Consider the following 18,021-nt stretch of genomic DNA (forward strand, 5'->3'; position numbering starts at 1 on the left):
CAACAGACCGTGAAAGGATTTTATATGTTGCTTAGTGCTGCAACGCGAAGCCGATTACCATCAGGGTCTTCAGCAAGAAAAGTATAGCCAAAAGATACTTGGGTTGGTCGCTGAGCAATTCTTATTCTCTTTTCTTTCCAGCTTAAAAATAATGCATCAACCTCCTCTTTATTAGCTACGGTGAAGGCTAACTCGCCATTTTTACTTCCATTCCCCTCAATGCCTGGCTGCACGGTACGTCTATCTTTTAACCCTAATCCCATTCCATTAGAAAGTTTAAACATGGTAAAAGACGGTGAAGATTCTACAGGGGATTTATTGAATAAGTCCTGATAAAAACTACGGCTAATGGTAAGATTATTCACATACATTACAATGACATTTGGCTCTAACATGATTTAATCTCCTCGATAGTAGGGAGGTTTAGCTTAATGGACACCGATGACAGTTTTTGTCAGTAGGAAATTATTGCTCAGGGATGTTGTATATCTCACGCCACTGCTTTAAAAGTGTCTGACGCTTTTTATGACTAAAGTTTTCGAGTAATGATAAATTGTTAATTCTGTCCGTGCGGAAATGCCGAAAATCGTTGCGTAACTCACACCATGCCACAATCATGCGAGTTTCTTCGAAAAAGCCAAGGGCTAAAGGCCAAATAATACGCCGTGATTCCTTTTCATTCACATCAGTATAATTAATCTGCAGTTTATATTCTTTACGAATCGCATGGCGAATCAACGCTTCATACTGCTCATTAATTGGAAGGGATTTTGTAGGACCTATCAACAGGCCAGAGGATTCAAGTTGATGGCGTAAATCAGTTGGAAGAACAGCGGATATTTTTGACAATGCTCGAATGGCAGCTTTTTTGAGTTTTTCATCCGCTCTACGCGCAACCCAACGTGAACCAAGTACTAACGCTTCAATTTCTTCTTCAGAAAACATAAGTGGGGGTAACGTAAACCCTGGACGCAATACATAGCCAAGACCTGGTTCACCTTCGATATTGGCACCTTGTAATTGTAGCGTGGCAATATCTCTATACAAGGTGCGCAAGCTTACCTCTAATTTCTCAGCCAATATTTTGCCACTGACAGGGTAACGGTGCTGACGTAATAGCTGGAGAAGTTCAAAAAGGCGTTGAGTACGAGACAAGATTAATCCATAAAATGATGGGATAAAAACGCTACTTATATTTTACCTGTTCATTTACCCTATGTCTTCGCATGATAACGAATTTAGAAGCAATTCACATTGACAGATCTATCGAATCCAGTAGCGACGATGTATAAGACATCACTTGTGCAAACCGAATAATTGTAAGTAAATGCCGGTAATTTATTGAAAAGACAATTAAATTATTTTATAAACAAAGACCGCAATTGTTTAAAAGGAATTAAACGTATTATGAAAAAACAAAAATACACGGTTCAATTTTTTTTCTTTCCCCTCTTCTTTTTAATTTCTACAGGTGCTTTTTCCCACGGACTCATTGAAAATCCTCCATCTCGTGAGCAGTTTTGTGGCGTGGAAAGCAAACCGGATGAAATTTATAAAGACAGAATGACGCATGAAAAATGTCGTCCTATTATGACAAAAGAAGACGGCACCATGGATAATAGTGTTTATAATTTTATGGCGGTATTAACACACTCCATCGGTCGTGCAAACAAACCTTTGGAGCAATTACCTGCTCATGTCTGTGGATTTGGCTCTGAAACATGGAATGGAGGAAAAACACCTTGGGATAAAGCCAATGACTGGCCTATCAGTTTAGTTAATTCAGGTCAACAGAAGTTTATCTGGAATATCTCCTGGGGTAATCATTTCGGCGATACAGAGGAGTTTGTTTATTGGATTACTAAACCCGATTTTCAATTCGATCCTAACAAAGAATTAAGCTGGAGTGATTTTGAAGAGAGTCCTTTTTGTAAACTCAGTTACAATGATCAAAATCCAGAGGCAAACCCAAACATCATCGCTGATAAAACAAATAACCGATTTATCACCACCTGTACTGTACCTGCGCGTACCAATCGAGCCGTGATTTATGGTGAATGGGGACGAAACAGTTATACTTACGAACGATTTCATTCCTGTATCGATGTCGTTTTTTCAGACAGCACCCCTATACCAATCATTAAAGCAGTGATTAAGTCATTGCCAACCGAAGTAAGTGGTGCTAGTGAATTAGAGTTAGATGGAACGCAGTCTCAAGGTGAGAATTTAAGTTACAGCTGGTCTATCAATGCAGAAGATTTAACTGCTTATCAATTAAAAGATAGCCAAAACGCGAAAGCTCACTTAGTTATGAGCAACATTAATGCTCAACAAAACGTTACCGTAAATCTTGAAGTAAGCCAAGGAAATGCAGCAAATCGTGCAAGCACACAGTTTATTCATTTACCTGCAATCTCTTCAGCTTGGAAAATTGTGGGTACTGCTACTTTAGCCAGTGCTTTGAATGCGGGGGATAAACTTCAATTACGTCTGATTGATAGTAGCGGTAAAGATTACCTGTTACCGCAAACGCCTCTTCTATTGAGTGAAGAAACGGCAAAAGCTGAAAATTGGGCATATGCTTTGGCTCAAGCAGTGAACGTTGACAATCTATTTTCTGCCAAAATAGGTGTTTTAAGTGCTGATAATCAGACCATTGAACCTATTAAATCCGCGACAGAGAATAAAATTTATGTCCCTGTACAAAGCCAAATAACGCATTCTTTTATCAAAGTTGAAAGGAAGGACGATTCGGTAAGTTCCTGTCAAGCCCAACGCAAGCAGGGTTCAAGTAGTTACTGGCTAGGCTACGATGTGTATGCGGATAATACACCTATTATTTTGAATTTTAGTGAGACGGGTATTGATTTAACTAAAATTATTGTTGAGAACGGTGTCTTTAGTAACGTTGAGGTCTTAGATAAAGATAAACTGCGTATCAATACAAAACCGGATTGGGTTTCTCAGACTACGCCAGGATATCTAGGTTTTTATGGACCTAATTATGGCAGTTATGATCCCTTTAATTCTGTAATCAATGCTAACTGTAGAGTGGGTCAACTTTTTAAACATTAATCGTTCTAGGTCATATTGAGAATTTCTCAATATGACCTAATTTTAGTTTCTTATGTATTCTGAAATTTGCCTTTTCCAGTTTGTTAAAGAAATTAGTTTCCTTACTGCCGAATTAAGCGGATATTTTTTTGTTTATCAAATACTGTATTTTCTGTCGAGCGGTAAGGATTAATATCTAATCCTCCGCGCCTTGTGTAACGCCCATAGACGGTTAGCATTTCCGGTTGGCAATGCTTCATGATGTCTACAAAAATTCGTTCAATGCATTGTTCATGGAACTCGTTATGATTTCTGTAAGAAACAAGATATTTTAATAAGCCTTCTCGATTTATCTGTTTTCCTTTATAAGCGATTTGAACACTTCCCCAATCAGGTTGATTGGTAACTAAACAATTGGATTTTAAAAGATCAGAATATAAAACTTCCTCTACCACTATCTCTTCAACAGAAAGAAAGGAGGGTTCAACGATATAAACAGAACATGCAACGTCAAGGTGATCAATGCACTCGCCTGTAAGTGTTTGCGTTACAGTGAACTGTTTTGCTTCTTCCAAAGGATAAATGTTTACAGAAACGGGTGCCTCAATGCGCTCTTCCAGATCTTTTTTAATCGTATTTTCCAAGTCGGTTATGTGGTTTATTCGGGTATTATTAAAGGAGTTAAAATAAAGTTTTAATGATTTGGATTCAATGAGCTTGGGGGAGTTGCAATCATAAAAAATTTCACCAATTCCAACCATCGGTTTTCCTTTTTCATTCAGCCAGGAAACTTCGTAATGATTCCAGCAATCAAATCCAAAAAAAGGGGGGTTGACTGGATCAACACCCATTTCTTGTCGCTTGCCTGCTCGAGGGATGGGATAAAGTCGAGAGGGATTGTAGGCTGAATCATAGTCTGACTTTTTTCCTAACTCGGATTCACTAACAGCTGAATATTTTTTTAATACGGCATCGTTCATAGGGGTTAGCTCCAATAGTTCAATAATTTTTGCAGTGCTTAAATCATCTCCTTATAGATGATTAAGCTATCATGCCGCGTGAGAGTCAATATATCAGGGGTGAGGACATAGAGTAATATCGTTGTACTTCATCACCATTACAATTTGAAATGGCATCGACGGCGGTTTCAATGTCATAGTGCCATTCATTGACAAGCATTTGCAAAACAACAGTATGGTGAGGACTATAGTCACTTTCATCGATTGCTAAATTTCTTAAATGAGCCCCACGAAGCCCTTTTGAATAGAGCTCGTTTAAAGCATCTGCTTGTTCAGAGTTTAATCCTTGAAGTTCTTCGAAGGCTTGTCTCTTGCTAAAATGGTAATGAGCTATCAACATTTGCAACGCCTTGATGTGATGGTTATGCAGTTGAGGAACATCCAATTCCCTTATTTCTTCGATGGAAAATCCAGCGTCAATAATTGCCTGTTTCAGTATACTGGAATAGACTGGTTTTGGTTGCAGCGATATCTTATGCAAATCACATAACTGCGTTAAATTATCGATATCTTGTAAAAACATCGTTGTATTATCTTCTGGATAGATAAATGCTTTACGGGTACTTATCCATTCAGCCAGCGGTTCGAGACGATATTTTCGTCCCTTTAAACTGAGCCAATAATTTTCATTTTCTCCAATTGGTTCAAGATCAAAAAGGTCAACATCATTAATGGGATATTCTCGTGCTAAACCTTGCAATGCAGTAATAATTTTATTTTCAATGGATTGAATTTCGTTTGAGAATAAATTTTCTAAATGGTGAGATTTTTTAGTAGGTGCAAAAAAAGCCCAAGTGTAGTGCTTCAGGGTATAAAGAACTCCTTCATTGGTAACCTTGTATTGCAGTAAAACGCTTAATGTGCGTAGCAATTCCCCCCGCAATTTATCAATTAACTTGCTATCTGGCATGTCCTGTTCAAACACTTGTATAGCCAAGTTTACACAGGGTTGTAACTGTTCGATGTGTTGCAATGTTTGAAGGGGTTGTAAATAAGAAGATAAAGCCATGTTAAAACCTTACAGTGGACTCTTCGATGTAATCTAGAGTCAAAAATATAACCGATATGGAAAATTCATGTGTAATATTGTAACAAAATAATGCAAAAATTACTAAAGGAGGAGTGATAGAGCGCATAAAAAATAAAGAGGACTTCTAGATCAAAAAACAGACGCTTCTGAGAATGTCTTTTTATAAGGTAATTATTATTTACTATACTTTGATCAAATATTTATCAAGGAAGAGCTATGCCTAATAGAATCCAACCGCAATATCAAATTGGCCCTAATAACGCAGGAAAAATGATTTTGCGCGGCTGTTTTATGAATGTATCGCGCGATTGGATAGACCATACCTCTGGTCAGGTAGGGTCATTGCTTTCAAGATATCTTGAGAATCGTCATGATGAAGCCACAGCAATTAAATTAAATTATGGAGAGGGCATTCCATCGGGTAGGGAAGAAGGGCCGCTAAAAATAGATATTGATTTTATGGCAACCGTCGTGTTCAGATTGAAATCCCTGGAGAAAAGAGGTGATGAACTTCTGCGTGCTCGTTCAGAGGATATTGCTGATCAGGTGGATGAGCAGGTTATGGTTTTGCGGCAAACAATCAATGATTACGCAAAAAAATGCGAAGAAATTGGGGCAGAGCCTATGTTTACCGGCGTACCAGGGGTCATCATTGATAATGTTTTAGATCGAACACCAGTTACTCACGCTGAAAGCATGAGTTGGGAAGTCAAAAAAGACGAAGTCGATTTGTTTGCGGGAATGACTATTCATGACTCAGGAAAAGGATATGAACCGCCCAGTCTTTAATTTGCTTGCTGCTATGGAGCAATTTTGCATCGCCACAATTTGAAACGAGAGGAAACTCATTGGTAATGATGTTTCTGTTTAAGGTTCAAAATTATATAATGATCTAATTTATTGATGATTGATTGCCTATCTTGCCATCTGCCATTATCACTTGGCCACTGGTTTACTAATTGAAAAAGTATATGACTATTGCTCTGGTGTGGTTTCGACAAGATTTAAGAATAAGTGATAATCCTGCATTTATTGAGGCTTGTTCGCATTATGAATTTGTGATCCCACTTTATATTTTTGACGGGAAATGCAGTGTTTCAGGACGCGCCCAAGCTTGGTGGCTCCACCACAGTCTCATTGCTTTAGACAACGCGTTACATGAGTTAGGATTAAATCTGGTGCTTCGTCAAGGTAATCCTCTCGATGTTATTTTAGAATTAATTGATCAATTGTCTGTAAAAGCCATTTATTGGAATCGCTGCTATGAACCGCTATCCATTAAACGCGATAAAATCATCAAAACATCCTTGCAGGAAAGAGAAATTAAAGTTCAAAGTTTCAATGGGAATTTATTCCATGAACCTTGGACTATAAAAAACAACGACGGCAATTTTTTCAAAGTATTTACTCCTTACTGGAAAAAGTGCAAGCAATTGCTTGATGTTAATCCCCCGAAAAATAGTACGAAGTACCCCCAAAAAGTTACAATCGACAGCGATAGTTTGGCAAATTGGCAGTTATTGCCAACCACGAATTGGGCTTCGCAATTCAAGGATTATTGGATTCCTGGAGAGGTAGGGGCTCAGAAAACGCTTGATAAATTTATTGCAAATCATTTGAGCGCGTATAAAAAAAATAAGGATTTTCCTGCCGTACAAGCGACCTCTCGATTATCACCGCACCTGCACTTTGGAGAAATCAGTCCTTGGACAATACTAAGGGCAATTGAGTTAGCAAAACTGGAGCCAGGATGCAATTTAGAGTCGGTAGAGCATTTTTTATCCGAATTGGGGTGGAGGGAGTTTTCAGTGTATTTACTTTACCACTTCCCTACATTATCCAGTGAAAATTTCAGGGGAGAGTTCGATTCATTTCCTTGGCATGATAATAAAGAAGCATTGGTTCGCTGGCAAAAGGGGCTCACTGGTTACCCAATTGTTGATGCTGGGATGAGGGAGTTATGGGCAACAGGCTATTTGCATAACCGCGTGCGTATGATTGTTGCCTCATTCCTTACTAAAGATTTATTAATTGATTGGCGGCTGGGAGCCGATTGGTTTTTGGATACTCTTGTTGATGCCGATTTGGCAAGCAACAGTGCAGGCTGGCAATGGGTGGCAGGAAGTGGTGCAGATGCAGCCCCCTATTTTCGAATTTTTAACCCGGTATTACAAAGTCAAAAATTTGATCCGGATGGGACCTATATACGCCGCTGGGTTCCCGAGCTTTCTCAATTAAGCAGTCAATCTATCCATGCTCCTTGGGAAGATGAGTATGCGTGCAGAACCCTTTTAGGTATTAAGTATCCCCATCCTATTATTAATCATCATGAGGCAAGGACCAGGGCTTTAAGTTATTATAAAGAATTAAAAAATAAACAGGCATGAAGACTATCTGAATTAGTATTCAATGATTGATTCTTGAATCATTGAAGAGCAATTCAAAATTGCTCATTCAACGTAATGATTAAAATCCAGGGGTTGGGTTTTGCGATTCAGCAAACATTTGGGTATAAGCGCCATAAAATGCAGCCAATGCCGCCACGCCAAAAGCGACGGTAACTCCAACCTTTATTGCTTCTGCTACTTCTCTCTTGAAAAATGAAAATCTATTCCGATTCACGATCAAATTCCTCCTAAAAAATGAGTATTATAGAAAAAAAACACGTTTAATGTAAAATTTTAATTCGTTTCGGTATTTTTTGTTGCAGGCATGTCTATTTTAGAACTTCTCCTCATAGAATGGCTTTATGCATAAAATTTTTATATAGTACCGGCTGTGCACCGAGAAAGTGGTAATGAATCAAATATCTTTTGACAAGGAGAGTTATATGTTTTTTCCATTGTCTTGGAAAAATGTAGTAGTGGGGATACTGATTATAATTTTTTCTTATGCTATTCAAGCAGGAACAATGGGCACGATTGCACATCATCCTTTGGAACAAGGAAAATGGAATCTATCCATTAATGGCGGAATTGCAGATACTCGATTTACTGACTCTTCTACAGTCCTTCGTTTTTCTGGTATTGATATCAATGGGAATTTAAATTTGTCAGGGGTTCTTGGCGCTGGAAATGACTATTATTTTAATAAATTGTTTTCAACACATTATTTTTATGGCCTAGGTATTAATTACGCATACACTAATAACCTCGAATGGGGAGTGGAGTTTGAAGGTAGCAGGGCAGATGGACAGCGCTACCGGCGTAATACACGCATTGGTTTTTTTGATCAAACCTACGGTAGCTATGAGTCTTATTCAGGCTACTTACAAAGTACCTATTATTTTGATAATTATATTAAAGTACATGATTCTCTTATCCATCCTTTCGTAGGGGCGAAAGTGGGGATCAGTTACAGACCTGAAGTGGTTGTTTCCAATGATTTTTTAGATGGCTTTCCAGTAACTTTCGATGGAAAATCAAGCACTATTTTTTACAAAAGTAGTTCCAGTGTATCAGGTGGTATTTATACTGGTTTAATGATGAATATAAAAGAAAGCTTGGCTGCATTTATTAAAGTTGGAATTATGGCGAGTGATGGATTGTTGGGTCATAATTTATTTAATAAAACGGTAGCAATTCGTCCAATTCAAAAAGCCAGTGTCAGCAATTCAGGGGCAATCATATCAATCCCTGTAATGATTGGAGTAAAAAAGTTTTTTAATTAAAAGTCCTGTACTCTTACTGAAGCCATTCAGCCAATAAGCGTTCCGCTTTTTCTCGCGCAGCATTTAGAGAATTAGAATCCGTGGAGGAGGGGCTACCTAAATCGTCGCAATGAGCACCTCCTTGAATAAGGTGGTAAGAGAGTTTTGGATTATCCGCATTCCCATTTTTTTCTGCTAATGATAAGGTAGACCAGGGATCATTTTCTCCATTAGTGAAATAAATATTGGCAGTTAAAATGTCCATTAAAGGAAAGTAATAAGTATTATTGAGCTCTGTTGTATTGGCAGTTTGGGTCAGACCAAACAGCCGTTGGCATACATTGTGGTGATAATCCAAATTAATTAACGAAGAACGAGTAGACAGGTTTGGATTGGGATTTGCATTTTGCCAATAACCATATTCTTTACAGGATTGATAGTACCATTGTCGTATGCCCAGGTTGTTTTGATAATCTTTTGCACTTTCACTCATGGCACCTTGTGGTGTCATGTCTACAGCATTGACTTGCATGTCTTTATATAATTTTTTGGCAAAATTGGCGTAACCCTCAAGTGGTGTTACCTGTGTTGATAGACTTGTGCAGAAGGCATCCCGCATCCCATATTGCACGGCAGCAGCCCCGGTATCGGCAATCAAATACAGAAAATCAACCGGATCGTCAATCGCTCTTGCATCAAAAAGAGACTTCATTTGTGCAAACTTGGTAATATCAGTCAAGCTTTCTTCGACTTGGTTTACAACCTCTCGCATTTGTCTTGCGCATGTTACGCCCGCAACTTGAGTTACATGAGTATCGTACTCAATAAAATCCTCCTTAGCCATGACGGGTGCTGATGAAGCCAAAGCTCCCGCCACGAGATAAGGGAATTTTAAACGATAGTAGGCTGATAATGAGCCAGGGTAAGAGCCTCCAAAAGCAATCCATTTCCCATTCCAGTTTTTTTCATTTCTTAAATAACGTTGGAAATAAGCTAAATCATCGAGTGCCGCTTCCGTTGTTAGATAACGTAAATTTGAGGTTGAAAGTGTGTCAAAAGGTAAACTTTCGCCATAATAGCGATGCTCCAGAGCAACTAATTTGGCATGAAATTTCTTTGCGTAGTTTCTAATTGCACCCTTTAATACGCGTTTACTACAGGCAGATTCACCGCAAATGTAAAAAAATACCGGTGAGTCATTTTTAGAACCATAGGTTTCATCAATGTAATAGCGTTGAGAAAAAACACCCAGGGCAGGATTATTATGATCAATCAACTGTGTAAAGTAAGCAAGTTGAATGGTTTTCTCAGTCATTAATGGGGTTTTCTCTTCTTGGGCTTTTTGTAAAAAACGTTCAACCATTCCTGCATATGTTAATGGACAAGCAGCGAGTAGCCCAAGAAAAAAGGCAGCATATTTTTTGGCAAATGTCATTATTCCTCATCCTTGATGTCTGGAAAAAGTAAATGGAAAAACCAATTAACAGCATTCTGTCAATTGGTTAGAAGAATGTAAATTAATTAAAGATACAAGGAGGGACGGATTTCTTCAAAGCGTGCATTATTAAGTTCTTCCATTTTTTTACCCGCAGCCAATTCTTTTTGTTTTTGCTCTTGTTTTGCTTTTAGTTTTGCAATTTCAATCATATTACGCGTTTTTAATTCTTCTAAAATGGCAACGAGTAAAAAGTCAGTAGTCGTTTCCAGTTTGATTTGTTGAATAGGTTGTTGAACTTCTTGTGATTGCATTTTTGCAATGGGAACTTTGGGTCCTTGATTAAAAAAGCGTTGCTTGTCTTGATTGGAGGGTTTTTTCCCCTGGTTAGAGTAAGGTGGTTTATTACCATTAACTGCACGAGAATTTGCATTGTTCTTACCCATGGTGAGCTCCTTTTCCTTATGAGTCTCCTCCAGATTAATCCAAATTTTAAATTAAATGCAAATGTTTTTTTCAATTCTCGCAAATTTTGATTTTTTGTTATTAATATTGGCCATGCTACGCATAAATTAATACTGGATGGTAAAAGCTTTTAATTGCAGTATGTCTGGTGTAACGCCTTTTTTCATACCAGGCGTGTTATCGAATCTTCTATTCAATCCTGTGTCGTGGCAAACCTACAATTAGTCTATAATTTAGACATAAAAACCTGAGAATGGTGCCATGAAGCTTGTTAATCTTTTCCGATATGTTTTTGCGGGTAAAGGGATTATAGACGTAAGCAATATTGATTCTACGAATGTTGAAAGGATAAAGCAAAGGATTGAAAAAAGATCAACAGAGATAAAGAACGAATTTGAATTTATTTTAAAAGATGAAAATCTTTCAAATCCCTTTAGAACAATGCTCCTGCAACTCAACACGCCTAATGCTTTGAGTTTAGAAAAAATTTTGTTTGACTCTAAGGAAGTTCAAACATCCAGTATTCCTGAAAAATTTATAATGCCTGCTGAGGAGAAACTTCAAGAAGTATTTAAGGAAAAAAATAGTATATATGGCTATTTCAGAGCGGATGATTTAGAAGCCTTTCAGCAGTTTTCACTTGTATATAAATTTATACAACTTGCCTCAAATTATATAAACTGTGATAATAGCGAGCAAACAGAGCTTTATGAGTGCGCCTATAAAACGTTAGTATGTTTTGGCAACTTAAAGGACCAGACAGAGTTAAAAATGTTAGAACGGATAGAACAATTTCTTCTTACAAAACAAGCAAGTCAAGCAGCAAATAAATCGATACCAACCCTTATGGATCTTCAAATCGGTAAAAAAAATGGCATTAATTTTGACGAATGGTCCCAATTTATCAAAAAATATGGTGTTAAAACATTAACATTTTTTGCTAGAGCACAAGATATTGAAGAAAAATTAAAAAGAGTTCCTCAAACACCCGCAGAAGCATTTAATGCATTAGCACAAACTGACTATAAGCGTTATTGGGAGGACCCAGAGCTGGCTAAAGTCTGTGAACAATATAACGTTCCAGAAACAGTATTCAATAGATGTCTTGATTTAGAAGTAAACAAATTATGGAAAACAAAGGATAACCTTCCCAACATTACAGTGAATGGTTCCGATCCTGAGATAAATAAATCAGGCTATTATTTGGTTAAACTACCCATAAAAGACCCTCGTTCTTTAATTCTTGGTTATATTACAAATGATTGCCAATCCATTGGTAGCAAAGGAGAACTCTGCGTACTGGATGGTATAAGTTCAGAACATAATGGATTTTATGTAATGCTCAAAAAGAAAGAATCGAAAAAGGATGTCTCGCCATTTTTACAAGATAAGTCCATTGATTATGAGAACTTTGAAATTGTTGGTCAAGGATATGCCTGGCTCAGTATGAGCGGAAACCTTACCATTGACTCATGGGAAAACGCACGGCAAAAAGATGATCAAACTGCCGTAGCGATGCTCAAAAAATTTAGCCAAATGGTTATTTCCCAAAGTAACGGAAATATAGTACAAGTAACTACAGGTAGAGATAGCCCAAGAACTCCATCTGCGTTTAGTAAAGCGCTATCTTTAAAGTATGCAGAAATAATGGAGGAAGGAACACAATATAACGATTCTAAAAGTCAAACGCTTATTGCTATAGACAGGGAGAAAATTAAGGACATTAAAGATGAACTCATCTTCCAATTAACAGAAAACGAAGACTTTACTCCCACAAGAACGTTAAAAGATTTGATAGAGCCAATTTACTCTCAAAAACACAGCATGTGGATATGGAGCTTATTGGCAACCTCAAAAAGTCTAGATTGGCATTCAGAAGACACTCTGACTGCTATTTCTTCATGCGTTAATCTGGATTACAGTGGTGGTGTTGTTACCTGGAAAGCATTGTTTTTAATGGAGCAAGCTTCTTTACTCAATAATGACTCTTTTCAACATATTACTGCCGACAAATGGCAAGCAAAAACTGTTTGTGAAACTATCATTGCTTTAGGCAATGCGCAACTCCTTGATCAGAAAAATTTTGCAGTTCTCATAAAGATTAATAATGATGACCAACTTTTAAATAAAGACAAAGTCCTAGCAAATATTTCTCGTAGTAGCACCCAACTTTCTCGCGCGAATATCCATTTAGATAACAATAGCTTCGAAGCGTTAGCAAATGCCTGTGTTCTTGCTGAAAAATCAGGAAAAAATTTCAATGAAGGGACCATCGCTACCGTAATTACTTTAAAAACAAAGTTTGGTATTACCCTTGATGGACCTACATTTAGTAAATTGCTCGAAAATGGAAGATATGCACCTGAGATTTTAAACCTGTTTACGAGGGCAAAAGAGTACAGGCTAAATGTGCTTGATAACGCTGTGTATAAAAACATTATAGCGAATGCCCCATACCTTAAAGCCCTAAATAAGGTAATCCCAAGCCTGGCAACAGTAAACATCCTTGATAACGCTATTTTCCAGTCATTAATCAAGAATGTGCAAGATAGCCCTTACATGCCTTATGTAATTTCTTTATTGCACGAACACGATTTATTAGATAAAGAGAATTTTAATCAGTTAATGCAACATGCTTCCTATGCAGAGGATATTTATGATGTTTTAGCCCAACTAGGCCCTAGCATCCTGGACAGGGAGAAAGTGCAATTTATTTTTGAACACCATGAGAATGCTTATTATTTAGGAAAAATCCTTGCAAAATTGTCCGAAGCTAACCTATTAGATAATGATAGTTTCAATAAACTAAAACCTTGTGTTTCATCTTTAGAAGAAGTAAGCAAGATTATTTCCTTACTTGAAAAATATGAACTTTTAAACAAAGATAATTTTTTATTAGTGGTAGAAAACCATTCAGCTGCAAAAGATATTTTAGAGGCTTTAAAGAAATTAAAGGAAAGCAATACTCTTAATGATAGTAATTTTAAAGAAGAGCTGACGAAAAATACCCCAAATAATGGCGCAACCCTCAAGCAAGAGGGAGGTGTTTTTCCTAGCACATCCACGAAAGAAGCACTACAAAAATTAAAGAACCCTGCGGATATTAGTGCAGCTCCCGCTACAAATATTAAAGTGATGTAAACACATATTTTCATTTAATGAAATCAATATCAAGCTTATGATTGGGCATCATCTTATCAGAGATTATTATCCCGACGGTCATCTTACTCTTGTAACACCTTAAATTTATTTATTAGGAGAAGGGAATGCTGACCAGTTTTCACATCCCAAGCGAGCGTAGCCGCGAAATGATACTTCGCCTGGATCACTGGTCTCAGTATTCTATACTCGAGGTTTTATAAATGCTTTTGGGCTAAAAGGAGACCGAAGATGCCTTGTTTGGGTTTACCACTTTCATCGAGTTTATGCAATTGGCCCGGATTTTCTTTGTATTCCAGAATAGACCAGCCACTATCTTGATAAAAATGATAGAGCTCCTTTGATTCTGCCAAATAAGTAAAACTGTCAGGATAGATATAAGGTTCAGCTTTGATGGGAAAAACTAAAAAATGCATGCCCCTTACCGAGGTTAGCGATTGTAGCGTTGCCAATAACGGCTGAATGCTGGACGGGTTTAAAAATTGCAGCGTAACGGTGGAGCACATAAAGTCAAAGGATTTATTTTGGATTGGAATTGGCTGGTTTAAATCATGGAGGAGGGCTTCAATGTTTAACAATTGTTCTTGTTTTGCGATATGCTTTATATTCTCAATAGCTTTTTCATTTTTATCTATACCGATAATTTGATGTCCAGACAAAGCAAAGTATAAAGGATTTCTCCCCGAACCGCAGCCAATATCCAAAATGGTCATTTTCTCCTGTTCTCGTAGATAAGTTTGATAGATGTACAATAAATCATGATGGATAGGTGGCAGGTGATATTTTTTTTCAAAATAACGATGAGGGTGGCAGTAAAACTGCAAAGTAGCCTTGAAATCGTCGCTTACCGAGGCAATTTTATGCCATGATGATGGAGGTATTACCAACGAGGGGGATTGCGGGTTTAACGTATAATCAGATTGTTCATTTCCATGCCCATCCAGAAAAACAAACTGCATGTTCCCTTCATGCACGGTGAGATGCCCCCAAGTGCCTTCTTTGGTGCTGTGTTTATTAAGAAAAAACTGAAGGTTCTTTTCTCTATCAAGATCGATGTCTTTATATACCTTTAAAGCTGTGATTAGCTGTGGATGATTGCTCATGATGAGCCCTGACGTTTGGGTAAGTTTACTAAGCCTAACCGGTTTATCAGTAGATTGTCCAATGCCCAACGCCCTCCACCGACAACCAATAAATAACAAGCCCCCATTAACATTGCCCAATCAGTTCTGGATTCATGCATGAAGCTCCAGAAGCCATAGCGATTAAGTTCACGAACATGAAAAAACCACCAATCACTTCCTATCCAGATGGGAAATTTTGTGGAAATAAAAGCAACTATCATGATGATAATCAAAGGAATGCTGGCCAGGCGTGTGAAAAGACCAAGCAATATTAATAAGCCACAGCCAACCTCCACCCAGCCCACAAAAGGACCCATAATGTCAGGATAAGGAATGCCAATCTTCATAAAACGTCCGGCGCCGAGCACATCAGGGTACAGTAATTTTTGGATACCCTCAGGCAAAAAAACTAACCCTACGGATAGTCGGATCAATATCACCCAAGGAGAGACAGCACTATAGAATAAATATTGTAATAAATTTTTATTCATTCAATTCCACTTCCATTCATTTCATTGCCCTTTTAAATAGTAGCGATGGAAGTACTGCCATATCAACCCCAGTGCATTAAGGACAACCCCGATAGCCAAATACCTAAAGGTACCCAGAAAGCCAGGAACAAACAGGAAATAAGACCTGTTACCGCGATGAAATTAGGATAAAGACGTTGGTCTTTTGGTAAGTACAGGGCGGAAAGATTTGTAATCGAGTAATAGATCAACACGGTGAAAGCGCTGAAGGACCAAGTAGTTTCAACGCTACCAAACAAAGTTAGACCAGCAATGGCGAACCCAATACCAACGATCGCTGCTACCGGTATGCGATGCTTACGGGAAACAACTGCAAATAGTTCTGGTAAATCTTGTTGACGCCCCATGGCCAAAGCCATTCGTGAAAGCCCTAAAATGAGGTTTAGTAATACACCCAGCATTGCTGTACATGCACCAATAGCAATGAAGGTAACCAGTCCAGGCCGGTTCATGGCATTGGCTGCAATTTCAAGCGGGGTGGCCTTATTTTCTGTTACAATGGCCAGTTGGGTTGAGCCGACAGAGCCAATGGCAACCATAGCGACTAAAATATAGAGGACTGCACTCACCACCAAGGTCAGGATAATAGCTTTGGGGATGGTGGTAGCAGGCTCTTTAACTTCTTCACCCATCGTGGCAATGCGTCCATAGCCCGTATAGGCGACAAACATTAAAGCAGTCGCATACAAAAAATGACCGAGTCCGCCATCAGCTGTTTTTGGGAAAAATGGCGAGAGGTTTTGTCCGCCATTTCGCAGCAGGCTAGGGAATCCAAAAACGACAAATAACACGAGGGACAGCAGCGTTATCGAGACAATAATCAGGTTGGTTTTGTTGGAGCGCTTTAAGCCGCTCAACACAATCAAGGTTAAAACAATAACAACGGTTACGGCAACAGGGATAATGGAAATTAGTCTTAATTTAAACAGGTGTAGAAAATACCCTGCAAAGCCTAAAGCTGCGGTTGCAGCTGAAGCGGTTTTGGCGCATAAAAACATCCAACCTGCTGTAAATCCTATCGCCGGATGAAGATAGCGATAACCGTACTCATAGGTTCCACCGCTCACTGGATGACTGGCTGCAAGTTGCGCGCTTGATAAAGCATTACAGGTTGCAACTAATGCAGCCAGAATAATGCTCAAAATAACTGATGGACCGGTCACCCCGGCTGCAACCCCAATGCTGACAAACACACCAGTACCTAGAATAGAGCCTAAGCCCATCATGGTTGCGCCTGACAAACCAAGATCACGGTGCAGTTTACGATGAATGATTTTATCGTTCATATGCCTCCTTGCACTCTAACTCATAGACATTCACAGCTGGGAAAGGTTCTATTTCATTTCTTTAGTCACATCTTGTGCTAGCAGTGCTGGATGACTCACGGGAATTCTAACTACTTTAGCACCTGCATTGAGATTTAGCGTTGTTATATCGATGACCCGTAAAGTTGGGAAATTGTAGCTTTTGAAATACAATTTACCGTTTTTTAAGTCTTTGAAGACTGTCCACTGTGTGGTTTCAGTTCCAGGCCTGCCCTTAGCATCTCTTACCATGCCGTTAGGAATAAAAACATTATCGATAATATGCTCTGATAAAACGACAGCTTGTTCTGCATTATCCACTGGAAATGCGGTTTGTTGTAAGAAAGCCACTTTGACAAAACGCGAAGGTGGTGTGCTATCTCCTGGCAACCCAACCATGCCTGCACCTTGGCCGGTAGCAGAATAAATCATACCAGCGACTTTAATCGGTTCAACAGCATAAGGCGATAGATTTGCATAATTTTTAAGATTGGTAAGTTGCCAATCAAAGGTTGGGGAGTTCGTCAAAACTCCTAAAGAGTTCTCATAAATTTGCTTCTGTCCTTTATTAAACTCAACAACAATACTTTTTCCCTGGGCATCATTGATAACGAGATGCAAGGGGAAGGATTGTTGTTGACCATCAATAGTTAACATCTGATCAAATACTACTAAACTTTCAAGCGCTACACGTGCTTCCTCAGTTGTTTTAAATTGGCTTAAGACCCAATCCCCTAATTGAAAGTAGGGTATAGAGTTTTTCAGGTTCTCTTTATTTACTTTAGGGTATTGTGTATATCCAGGTAGATACAAAAGGCCAATGCTAAGCCCTTGGTCATTCATACCATCTACGGCATGATCTTGGCCAAAAAAATTCAAATAAACAAAGCCATATTTTGCAGTCCAAGATTGACTTGATTGACCGTCAGAAGTTGTATTGCTAAATGTTTTTCCTTTAGGAGAGGTGACAATTTCACTATTAAGCGATGGCCCGAATTCTAAGGTTCTACCAACGACAACACTATTATCTTTGGATTGGATCATGATATTGGTACAGGCAATAGAACAATTGAAAACGGTTAATAAAACAAAAGGAAATGCAATCTTGGCCAGCATAGTAAGTCCCTATTATTAATTAGAATTAATTCTGTTTTATCTTAAGCTGAAAAGGGCTTATAAGCCAGGTCAGCAACTTAATCTGAGTAGGCACACTACGCTTGTTGAATAATTTGTGAAGCCAAATCAATTATTC

The 18,021-nt window shown here is 38.3% G+C and carries 16 protein-coding genes; 5 read left to right on the forward strand and 11 right to left on the reverse strand.

Features of this window, described 5'->3' with window-relative positions; all coding sequences use genetic code 11:
* Window positions 1–20 precede the first annotated feature (20 nt).
* A complete protein-coding gene (locus Ljam_RS12570; protein ID WP_058450352.1) occupies window positions 21–395 on the reverse strand; it encodes a VOC family protein in 375 nt (124 codons plus the stop codon).
* A 70-nt stretch (window positions 396–465) separates the two neighbouring features.
* On the reverse strand, window positions 466–1,155 hold the full coding sequence (locus Ljam_RS12575) for a helix-turn-helix transcriptional regulator (RefSeq protein ID WP_058450353.1): 690 nt from the start codon (window positions 1,153–1,155) through the stop codon (window positions 466–468).
* A gap of 252 nt (window positions 1,156–1,407) precedes the next feature.
* Between Ljam_RS12575 and Ljam_RS12580 the strand changes: the two genes are divergently transcribed.
* On the forward strand, window positions 1,408–3,075 hold the full coding sequence (locus Ljam_RS12580; RefSeq protein ID WP_058450354.1) for a lytic polysaccharide monooxygenase: 1,668 nt from the start codon (window positions 1,408–1,410) through the stop codon (window positions 3,073–3,075).
* Between the two features lie 101 nt (window positions 3,076–3,176).
* Here Ljam_RS12580 and queF read toward each other — a convergent pair whose 3' ends face one another.
* Window positions 3,177–4,034, reverse strand: a complete 858-nt coding sequence (gene queF / locus Ljam_RS12585; RefSeq protein ID WP_058450355.1) for an NADPH-dependent 7-cyano-7-deazaguanine reductase QueF — start codon at window positions 4,032–4,034, stop codon at window positions 3,177–3,179.
* An 85-nt stretch (window positions 4,035–4,119) separates the two neighbouring features.
* Entirely contained in the window at window positions 4,120–5,082 is a 963-nt protein-coding gene (locus tag Ljam_RS12590) for a hypothetical protein (protein ID WP_058450356.1), read from the reverse strand.
* A gap of 237 nt (window positions 5,083–5,319) precedes the next feature.
* On the opposite strand from Ljam_RS12590, the gene Ljam_RS12595 reads away from it, so the two are divergent.
* Window positions 5,320–5,892: a hypothetical protein gene (locus tag Ljam_RS12595; protein WP_058450357.1), complete on the forward strand. Its 573-nt coding sequence runs from the start codon at window positions 5,320–5,322 to the stop codon at window positions 5,890–5,892.
* A gap of 182 nt (window positions 5,893–6,074) precedes the next feature.
* Complete coding sequence (locus tag Ljam_RS12600; RefSeq protein WP_058450358.1) at window positions 6,075–7,490, forward strand: cryptochrome/photolyase family protein; 1,416 nt, start codon at window positions 6,075–6,077, stop codon at window positions 7,488–7,490.
* 79 nt (window positions 7,491–7,569) lie between these two features.
* Here the strand turns inward: Ljam_RS12600 and Ljam_RS15250 are convergent, their stop codons facing one another.
* Window positions 7,570–7,725, reverse strand: a complete 156-nt coding sequence (locus Ljam_RS15250; RefSeq protein WP_156411931.1) for a hypothetical protein — start codon at window positions 7,723–7,725, stop codon at window positions 7,570–7,572.
* 208 nt (window positions 7,726–7,933) lie between these two features.
* On the opposite strand from Ljam_RS15250, the gene Ljam_RS12605 reads away from it, so the two are divergent.
* The gene (locus Ljam_RS12605) at window positions 7,934–8,773 is read left to right on the forward strand and encodes a hypothetical protein (protein ID WP_058450359.1); all 840 of its coding nucleotides are present in this window, start codon (window positions 7,934–7,936) and stop codon (window positions 8,771–8,773) included.
* A 13-nt stretch (window positions 8,774–8,786) separates the two neighbouring features.
* On the opposite strand, the gene Ljam_RS12610 is transcribed toward Ljam_RS12605, so the two are convergent.
* Together Ljam_RS12610 and Ljam_RS12615 are read right to left on the reverse strand one after the other, a co-directional pair.
* Entirely contained in the window at window positions 8,787–10,187 is a 1,401-nt protein-coding gene (locus Ljam_RS12610; RefSeq protein ID WP_058450360.1) for a S28 family serine protease, read from the reverse strand.
* 86 nt (window positions 10,188–10,273) lie between these two features.
* On the reverse strand, window positions 10,274–10,633 hold the full coding sequence (locus Ljam_RS12615) for a hypothetical protein (RefSeq protein ID WP_058450361.1): 360 nt from the start codon (window positions 10,631–10,633) through the stop codon (window positions 10,274–10,276).
* 280 nt (window positions 10,634–10,913) lie between these two features.
* Here Ljam_RS12615 and Ljam_RS12620 point away from each other — a divergent pair, with 280 nt between their 5' ends.
* Window positions 10,914–13,793 carry a hypothetical protein gene (locus Ljam_RS12620; protein ID WP_058450362.1) on the forward strand — a complete coding sequence of 960 codons (2,880 nt, stop codon included), beginning with the start codon at window positions 10,914–10,916 and terminating at the stop codon, window positions 13,791–13,793.
* 215 nt (window positions 13,794–14,008) lie between these two features.
* On the opposite strand, the gene tehB is transcribed toward Ljam_RS12620, so the two are convergent.
* From tehB to Ljam_RS12640, 4 genes are all read right to left on the reverse strand, one after another.
* The gene (tehB, locus tag Ljam_RS12625; protein WP_082651627.1) at window positions 14,009–14,914 is read right to left on the reverse strand and encodes an SAM-dependent methyltransferase TehB; all 906 of its coding nucleotides are present in this window, start codon (window positions 14,912–14,914) and stop codon (window positions 14,009–14,011) included.
* On the reverse strand, window positions 14,911–15,426 hold the full coding sequence (locus Ljam_RS12630) for a DoxX family protein (RefSeq protein WP_058450363.1): 516 nt from the start codon (window positions 15,424–15,426) through the stop codon (window positions 14,911–14,913). The genes tehB and Ljam_RS12630 overlap by 4 nt, the downstream gene beginning before the upstream one ends.
* A 62-nt stretch (window positions 15,427–15,488) precedes the next feature.
* Window positions 15,489–16,751 carry an APC family permease gene (locus Ljam_RS12635; RefSeq protein WP_058450364.1) on the reverse strand — a complete coding sequence of 421 codons (1,263 nt, stop codon included), beginning with the start codon at window positions 16,749–16,751 and terminating at the stop codon, window positions 15,489–15,491.
* 48 nt (window positions 16,752–16,799) lie between these two features.
* The gene (locus Ljam_RS12640) at window positions 16,800–17,885 is read right to left on the reverse strand and encodes a linear amide C-N hydrolase (protein ID WP_058450365.1); all 1,086 of its coding nucleotides are present in this window, start codon (window positions 17,883–17,885) and stop codon (window positions 16,800–16,802) included.
* Between the last annotated feature and the right edge of the window lie 136 nt (window positions 17,886–18,021).

The organism is Legionella jamestowniensis (assembly GCF_001467745.1).
In the GTDB taxonomy this organism is placed as follows: domain Bacteria; phylum Pseudomonadota; class Gammaproteobacteria; order Legionellales; family Legionellaceae; genus Tatlockia; species Tatlockia jamestowniensis.

Excerpts from the sequence above, each read along its gene's own strand:
- Ljam_RS12570 (WP_058450352.1), bottom strand. The coding sequence starts at position 395 with ATGTTAGAGCCAAATGTCATTGTAATGTATGTGAATAATCTTACCATT.
- Ljam_RS12580 (WP_058450354.1), top strand. The coding sequence starts at position 1,408 with ATGAAAAAACAAAAATACACGGTTCAATTTTTTTTCTTTCCCCTCTTC.
- queF (WP_058450355.1), bottom strand. The coding sequence starts at position 4,034 with ATGAACGATGCCGTATTAAAAAAATATTCAGCTGTTAGTGAATCCGAG.
- Ljam_RS12590 (WP_058450356.1), bottom strand. The coding sequence starts at position 5,082 with ATGGCTTTATCTTCTTATTTACAACCCCTTCAAACATTGCAACACATC.
- Ljam_RS12595 (WP_058450357.1), top strand. The coding sequence starts at position 5,320 with ATGCCTAATAGAATCCAACCGCAATATCAAATTGGCCCTAATAACGCA.
- Ljam_RS12600 (WP_058450358.1), top strand. The coding sequence starts at position 6,075 with ATGACTATTGCTCTGGTGTGGTTTCGACAAGATTTAAGAATAAGTGAT.
- Ljam_RS12605 (WP_058450359.1), top strand. The coding sequence starts at position 7,934 with ATGTTTTTTCCATTGTCTTGGAAAAATGTAGTAGTGGGGATACTGATT.
- Ljam_RS12610 (WP_058450360.1), bottom strand. The coding sequence starts at position 10,187 with ATGACATTTGCCAAAAAATATGCTGCCTTTTTTCTTGGGCTACTCGCT.
- Ljam_RS12615 (WP_058450361.1), bottom strand. The coding sequence starts at position 10,633 with ATGGGTAAGAACAATGCAAATTCTCGTGCAGTTAATGGTAATAAACCA.
- Ljam_RS12620 (WP_058450362.1), top strand. The coding sequence starts at position 10,914 with ATGAAGCTTGTTAATCTTTTCCGATATGTTTTTGCGGGTAAAGGGATT.
- tehB (WP_082651627.1), bottom strand. The coding sequence starts at position 14,914 with ATGAGCAATCATCCACAGCTAATCACAGCTTTAAAGGTATATAAAGAC.
- Ljam_RS12630 (WP_058450363.1), bottom strand. The coding sequence starts at position 15,426 with ATGAATAAAAATTTATTACAATATTTATTCTATAGTGCTGTCTCTCCT.
- Ljam_RS12635 (WP_058450364.1), bottom strand. The coding sequence starts at position 16,751 with ATGAACGATAAAATCATTCATCGTAAACTGCACCGTGATCTTGGTTTG.
- Ljam_RS12640 (WP_058450365.1), bottom strand. The coding sequence starts at position 17,885 with ATGCTGGCCAAGATTGCATTTCCTTTTGTTTTATTAACCGTTTTCAAT.